This window comes from Micromonospora sp. ATA51 (assembly GCF_016802855.1).
GTDB classification, from domain to species: domain Bacteria; phylum Actinomycetota; class Actinomycetes; order Mycobacteriales; family Micromonosporaceae; genus Micromonospora; species Micromonospora sicca.
Map to the genome: position 1 here is coordinate 1 of NZ_JAEVHJ010000342.1, position 6,761 is coordinate 6,761.

The window sequence follows — 6,761 nt, forward strand, 5'->3', positions numbered from 1 at the left end:
GAACGTCGCGGCGTTGTCCGCCGGGTCGGCGTCAGCCACCGCGATGGAGTCCCACCGCGTGCTGAGCTCGAACGTGACGCTGCCCAGGTCGCCGGCGGTCGTGCCCGGCTCGGCGCGGAGCAGTACGTCGAAGCTCCGCTCCTCACCGGCCATGAACCGCCCGCCCGGCACCACGAAGTTCGTGAAGAAGCTCGGCAGGTCCTGCGGGTCGGTCCCCCAGATCGCCACCCCCGCCGGCAGCGAGGTCGCGTCGACGTAGAGGAAGTCGTGCGCCGCGTCGCCGGACCAGCGCACGGTCACCGGCAGCCGACCCTGATAGCTGCCGTCCTCCTGCCGTACCAGAGTGGCCGCGCCCGCCGTGGTGATCGACGCCCGCGCCTGGCTGTCCTGGACGTACGGGACCGGGTTGCGCAGCGAACCCGAGGTGGAGCGGAAGCGCGCGACGAAGCTCTCCCCGTCGGCGACCTCCGGGCTGCCGTCGCCGACGTTGACCGAGACCTGGCCCCCTGTCGCGGTCATCGCCACGTCGCGTGGCGTGGTGAGGGCCTGGAAGGCGACCGAGAACGTCCGCCGCTCGCCCGGCTTCAGGTTGGGACCGGGCACCAGGCAGTTGACGACCCGCCGGTTGTCCTGCAACCCCTGGAAGCCGCACGGGCTGTCCGGCGACAGGTTGCCGATCGAGCCGGCGACCGGCTCGACGATCGTGACACTGAAGTAGGTGTCGACCCGACCCAGGTTGGTGACTGTGATCGGCAGGTCGCCCCGGTAGCCGCGCTCGGTCGGGTCGAGCACCAGCCGGCCCACCGAGACGTCGGCGTCGAGGCCGCCACCGGCGGGTGCGGCCGCGGCGGGTGCGGCGAACCCCAGCAGCGCCGTGGCTGAGCCGAGCAGGACGGTCGCCAGCCGGCGTCCGGTACGTGTGGTCATGTTGATGTCCTCCCGTGTTCCCCGTTGCCGCGACGGTCGTCCGCCGCGGTGTCCCCGGTAGCACGCAATGGCCTCGGACCGGGTTGCGGCGGCTGCTGTCGGGAACGCGACTGGTCGAAAGTCTTGACGACGAACCTGCCGGCTGGAAGGCGGCGGGAACTGCGTACGCCCCCGGGCACCCGGCGGGCCGTACCGGAGAATCGCGATCACCGGTAGTGGTAGCGGTCCTCGTTGTTCTCCCGCGACGGATCCAGCAGCGGGTCGGCGTCGGTGCCGATCGGCGTGACCTCGGCGATGCCGGTGCCACTGCTGGTGTTCGAATTCCGGAGCCCGAACTGGAAGATGCGCGTCGCGCCCGGGCCGAGCGGGCCGAACCGGCAGGTGATGGGGCCCTTGGGCGGCGGCCCGCCCTGGCAGGCGGACCAGTCACCGCCGTCCGCCGTGGTCCCCACCTGCATCCGCAGGTGCACCTCGACCAGGTTGGCCGGGGCCTGGCTGAGGTTCCGGACGGTGACAGTGATCGTGCCGGTCCGCGTGCCGTCGGCGTTCTTCGGCCCCCAGGCCAGGTCGGTGGCGGTCACCGAGAGGTCGGCCAGGTGCGGGTTCGGGCCGAAGGAGGTGGGCCCGTCAACCTGGGTGAACCGCTCGCCGGTCCAGCGGTACCCCCGCCACTGGCGCTGGGACCAGTCGAGCGACCAGCCGCCACCGGGCGCCAGGTCCGCCATCTCCACGCGGATCGTCCCGCCGCCGGTGACCTCGACCGCCAGTAGCCATTCCGGGTTGGGGCGCGCGGAACGGGTCACCTGCCCGAGCGTGACGATCCGGCCGCGCTCGTCCCGGTCGAACGCCACCACCTGCGACGGCCCGTGCTGCCCCACGAGGCAGCGGAGCAGGGCGAGCGTCTCGTCCCGGCCGTCCCCGTCAACGTCCCCGTGGTCCAGCCCCTCCAGCAGCACGTCCCCCTCGGTGCGGTACGTGGCCGAGAGTCGCGTCGGGCCCGCCTCGCAGACCGGGTTGGGCAGCCAGGCGGGGAGGTCCAGCCGGGCGGCGAGGAGTTGGGCGCGGGTGATCCGGCCGTCCGGTGCCGCCGGGGTGGGGCTGGCGGTGCTCGGCGTCGGTGACGGGGCCGGCGAAGTCGGCGAGGCGAGGCGGGCACCGGTGACGTCGTCCAACGGCGGTCCTGGGCCGGCCGGGCCGCGGATCGTGCTGCCGGTCCAGGGCCGCGTGCGCGCGACCGGGACGGCCACGGCGAGCACCACCGCCGTCGCGGTGGCGACCACCGCCCGCCGGCGCCGCCGCCGGACGGTCTCCCGTACGGCGCCCGGACCGGCCGGGTGCACCGCCGACACGACCGCCTCGCGGTACGCGGCGAACTCGCCGCTGACCAGCATCTCGTCGAACTCACTCATGGTGGTTCACCTCGTTCGTGGCGAGCTGGGCCGCCAGCGCCGCCCGGCCGCGGTGCAGCCAGGACTTGACCGTGCCCTCCGGCACCTGTTCCTGCTGGGCGATCTGTGTGACGGAGAGATCCGCCAGGTAGTGCAGCACCACGGCCCGCCGATGGTTGGCCGGCAGCAGCGCCAGGGCGGCGGCCAGCGCCACCCGGTCCGGGCCGGGCCCGGGCACGTGCTCCTCGCGCTGCCGCAGGAGCCACGTCTGGGCGGTCCGCAGCCGCCGCCACCGGCTGGTGGCCAGGTTCCAGGCGACCCGGCGTACCCAGGCGACCGGATCGTCGTAGCGGGACACCCGCGACCAGCGGGCGAAGGCCCGGCAGAACGCCTCCTGCACCAGGTCCTGCGCCTGCGACAGGTCACCGCAGTACGCGGTGAGCTGGAGCGTCAGCGACCGGAAGTGCGCGTGGTACAGCTCGTCGAAACCGACCCCGTCGGTCCGCTCCCGGTCCTTCCGCCGGCCCGTGGCTCCCTCGGGTGGCGGCTCGTCGAGCCTCGGTTCCCCCGTCACCATCATCTGGTCCTCCCCGTGCCGTCGCCGCCGACGCGGTCGACGCTCGTCACACGTCTCGATGCTCCCGACGGTTGCGCCGGTTGCCGCCCGAGCGCTGTGGTTGACTGTCAGATCGGGGACACGCGAGGGAGGCCCGAGGTGCAGCTACCGGCGGTGCTCGGCGAGCCGATCCGGTTCGTGCTGAACTGGGGACGGCGCTACTCGCTCTGGGTGTTCAACTTCGGCCTGGCCTGCTGCGCCATCGAGTTCATCGCCACCAGCATGGGCCGGCACGACTTCATCCGGCTCGGCGTGATCCCGTTCGCCCACGGGCCCCGGCAGGCCGACCTGATGGTGGTCTCCGGCACGGTCACCGACAAGATGGCCCCGGCGATCAAGCGACTCTACGACCAGATGCCCGAGCCGAAGTACGTCATCTCCTTCGGCGCCTGCTCCAACTGCGGCGGCCCGTACTGGGACTCGTACTCGGTGACCAAGGGCGTCGACCAGATCATCCCCGTCGACGTCTACGTGCCCGGCTGCCCGCCCCGGCCGGAGGCGCTGCTGCACGGCATCCTCCGCCTCCAGGAGAAGATCGCCGCCGAGCAGTCCGGGATCGGCGGCGTCAGCCGCCCGGACCGGCTCGCCTCGCCGGCCGACGCCGGCCCCGCGGAGGCCGCGCCACGCCCGGTGGCATCCCTCACCGCGCCACCGGTACGTCCTCCGGCCGGCTGAGGCCGGCAGTGGCCGCCGGGGATTAGCCTGCGGACCATGACCCAGTCCGCGGACAAGCGCTCCGCCTTCATCGTCGACGTGCTGACCGAGGAGTTCGGCGCGTCGATGGCGCTCGACCCGGCGGCCTTCCGCCGCAAGTTCCGCAAGATGGCGGCGTCGCCGTTCGCCTTCTACCGGGGCAGCGCCTCGCTGTTCTACGCCGACCAGCGCGCCGACTTCGCCGACGACCGGTTCCTCGACGACCGGACCAGCCGGGTCTGGATCCACGGCGACCTGCACGCGGAGAACTTCGGCACCTACATGAACGCCTCCGGGCAGCTGGTATTCAACGTCAACGACTTCGACGAGGCGTACGTCGGGCCGTTCTCCTGGGACCTGAAGCGGTTCGCGGCCAGCGTGGCGCTGCTCGGCTACGCCAAGGCGCTCTCCGACCAGGTGATCGGCGAACTGGTCAGCGGCTTCGCCCGGTCGTACCTCACCGAGCTGCGGGCCATCGCGGCCGGCGGGGACGACGCGATCGGCTCGATCACCCTGGACAACGCCGACGGGGTTCTGCGGCGGGTGCTCCAGCAGTCCCGGCTCAACACCCGGGTCGACCTGCTCGCCACGCAGACCACTATCGACGACTACGACCGCCGGTTCTTCCTCGGCGACGGCGTGTTCGAGGTCGACGGACAGACCCGGGAGAAGGTTCGCGCCGCCTTCCACGACTACCTCGGCACCCGGCCGGAGTCGGCGATCCGGCTGCGTCCGGTCGCGGCGAACATCAAGGACGTGGTGCTGCGCAAGGGCGTCGGCATCGGCTCGGCCGGCCTGCCGTCGTACAACCTGCTGCTGGAGGGGCACACCCAGGCGCTGGAGAACGACGTCGTCATCTACATGAAGCAGGCCCAGGTGCCGGCCGTGGCGCGGTACATCGACGACGAGCGGGTCCGCGGCTACTTCAAGCACCAGGGTCACCGGACCGCCGAGTCGCAGCGGGCGCTCCAGGCGTACGCCGACCCCTGGGTGGGCTTCACCGAGCTGGACGGGGTCGGCCAGCTCGTCGCCGAGGTCTCCCCGTACGCGGCCGACCTGGACTGGGCGGACGTCAACGAGCCGGAGGAGCTGGCCGGGGTCCTCACCGACCTCGGGCGGGCGGTGGCTCGCATGCACTCGGTCGCCGACGACGAGTCCAGCCACGACCTGGTCGACTACTCCACCGAGGAGGCGATCGTGGCCGCCGTCGACGCCGACGCGGACGGCTTCGTCCGGTACCTGGTCGACTTCGCGCACACGTACGGCGTCCAGGCTCGCCACGACCACCAGCTCTTCGTGGACCTGTTCCGCAACGGCAGGCTGCCCGGCGTCTGAGCCGCCCCGCCCGACTGCTCAGGCGGTGAAGTCGAGCACCACCTTGATGTCCTCCGGTCCGGTGGTGTACGCCTCGGCGTACGCCTCCACCGGCACGCGGCGGCTGATCAGCGAGTTCAGCCAGGCCTGGTCGGCCCGGGCGAGCGCCTCGGCGGCCAGCTCCCAGTGCCGCCGGTTGGCGTTGACCGAGCCGAGGACCACGTTGTTCTCCAGCACCAGGGCCCGGTTGAGCGCGCCCGCGTCGAAGTCGATGGTCCGGCCGCCGCTGGACACCCCGGTCAGGCAGACGATGCCGGTCGGCCCGGCCTTGAACATCGCGTCGAGCACCACGACCGGCGCGCCGGTGCACTCCACCACCACGTCCGGCGCGAAGTCCAGCTCGGTCACGGGCGTGGCGTGGTATGTCGCGCCGAGCGCCCGAACCAGGTCGGGCTTCGGCCCCTCGGTGGCCCGGTCCAGCACGTGCACCGACAGGCCACGCTGCGTGGCGAGCAGCGCGGCCAGCAGGCCGATCGGCCCGGCCCCGGTGACCAGCACGGTCTGTGGCTTCCACTCGGCGCGGCGGCCGATCCGCTCGATGTGGTCCCAGGCCTTCGCCACCACGCTGGTCGGTTCCAGCAGCATCCCGACCGGGGCGAGGACCGGGTCCAGGCCGACGGCGAACTTCGGCTGCACCCGCCACCGGTCCCGGGCGAACCCGGCCAGCGCCTTGATCCCGTGTTCGGTGTACTGGCCGTTGCGGCACATGTCCCACTCGTCCACGGCGCAGTTCGGACAGGGCACCGGGTCGGGGTGCCGGACGATGCCGGCCACCAGGTCGCCGGCCTGGAGGGTGCCGGTGGGGTCCTCCAGCACCCGGCCCAGCGACTCGTGGCCCAGCACCAGCCGGTCCTGGCCGGGTGGCGCTTCCCCGTAGGCCCCGGCGATGATCTCCTGGTCGGTGCCGCAGACGCCCACCGCGAGGGCCTCGACCAGGATGGCGCCCTCCTCGGGGGCGGGCTCGGGCCACTCCTCGGTCAGCCGCAGCGAATCGGGAACCCGGGGAGACACAGTCACAGCGCGCACGGGTTCATCCTTCCCGTCCCGGAGCCCGCCCGCCGGCAAAGCGACCAGATCCGCGGACCGGGAGCGCGGGCGGCCCGACACGGGTGCGGGCCGCCAGCCCTAGGATCAGCGGCATGACTCCGGAAGAGGTCGGCCAGCGGGTGGTCGCGCTACTCGCGCCCGTGGCGGCCACCGCGTCGGTCTCCGGCGGTCAGGGGTACGCCCGCGCCACGGTGGACGTACCCCCGGCGAGCTGGCGGGACGTGGTGCGCGCGGCCCGCGACGACGCCGAGCTGGCCTTCGACTTCTTCGACTGGCTGTCGGCGGTCGACGAGCTGGCCGACGGCTTCGACGTGGTGGTCCACCTCTGGTCGACCACCCGGCGGCACGGGCTGCTGCTGCGCACCCGGTTGCCCCGGGCGGCGGCGACCGTGGCGTCGGTGATCGACCTCTACCCGGGCGCGGCCTGGCACGAGCGGGAGACGTACGAGATGTTCGGCATCTCGTTCGACGGGCACGGTGAGCTGAAGCCGCTGCTGCTGCCGCCGGAGTTCGAGGGGCACCCGCTGCGCAAGGAGTTCGTCCTCGCCTCCCGGGTGGCGAAGCCCTGGCCGGGCGCGAAGGAGCCGGGCGAGTCCGAGGCCGGCGGCGGCCGCCGGCCGATCCGCCCGCCGGGCGTACCGGCGCCGGGAGAGTGGGGCACCACGCCGACCCCCGCCGGCGCGGCCGGTGTCGGCGAGGGCCCGCGCGGCGGTACG

Annotated in this window: 7 protein-coding genes; 3 read left to right on the forward strand and 4 right to left on the reverse strand. The window is 73.0% G+C overall.

Translation table 11 applies throughout. The annotated features are described in order from the left end of the window. From JNW87_RS32315 to JNW87_RS32325, 3 genes are all read right to left on the reverse strand, one after another. Window positions 1–927 (reverse strand): hypothetical protein (locus tag JNW87_RS32315; RefSeq protein ID WP_238454976.1); only part of this gene is annotated, 927 nt, incomplete at its 3' end. Window positions 928–1,133: 206 nt separating this feature from the next. Continuing rightward, window positions 1,134–2,336: a hypothetical protein gene (locus tag JNW87_RS32320; protein ID WP_238454977.1), complete on the reverse strand. Its 1,203-nt coding sequence runs from the start codon at window positions 2,334–2,336 to the stop codon at window positions 1,134–1,136. Next, window positions 2,329–2,895, reverse strand: a complete 567-nt coding sequence (locus JNW87_RS32325; RefSeq protein ID WP_109804867.1) for a sigma-70 family RNA polymerase sigma factor — start codon at window positions 2,893–2,895, stop codon at window positions 2,329–2,331. Before JNW87_RS32325 ends, JNW87_RS32320 begins: the two co-directional genes overlap by 8 nt. 135 nt (window positions 2,896–3,030) lie before the next feature. Here JNW87_RS32325 and JNW87_RS32330 point away from each other — a divergent pair, with 135 nt between their 5' ends. Both JNW87_RS32330 and JNW87_RS32335 read left to right on the forward strand, forming a co-directional pair. Beyond that, entirely contained in the window at window positions 3,031–3,606 is a 576-nt protein-coding gene (locus tag JNW87_RS32330; RefSeq protein ID WP_109804866.1) for an NADH-quinone oxidoreductase subunit B, read from the forward strand. Window positions 3,607–3,642: 36 nt separating this feature from the next. Further along, window positions 3,643–4,959: a DUF2252 domain-containing protein gene (locus JNW87_RS32335; RefSeq protein WP_238454978.1), complete on the forward strand. Its 1,317-nt coding sequence runs from the start codon at window positions 3,643–3,645 to the stop codon at window positions 4,957–4,959. An 18-nt stretch (window positions 4,960–4,977) separates the two neighbouring features. Here the strand turns inward: JNW87_RS32335 and JNW87_RS32340 are convergent, their stop codons facing one another. Beyond that, entirely contained in the window at window positions 4,978–6,024 is a 1,047-nt protein-coding gene (locus JNW87_RS32340) for a glucose 1-dehydrogenase (RefSeq protein WP_109804864.1), read from the reverse strand. A 113-nt stretch (window positions 6,025–6,137) separates the two neighbouring features. Here JNW87_RS32340 and JNW87_RS32345 point away from each other — a divergent pair. Continuing rightward, window positions 6,138–6,761 (forward strand): NADH-quinone oxidoreductase subunit C (locus JNW87_RS32345; protein WP_238454979.1); only part of this gene is annotated, 624 nt, incomplete at its 3' end.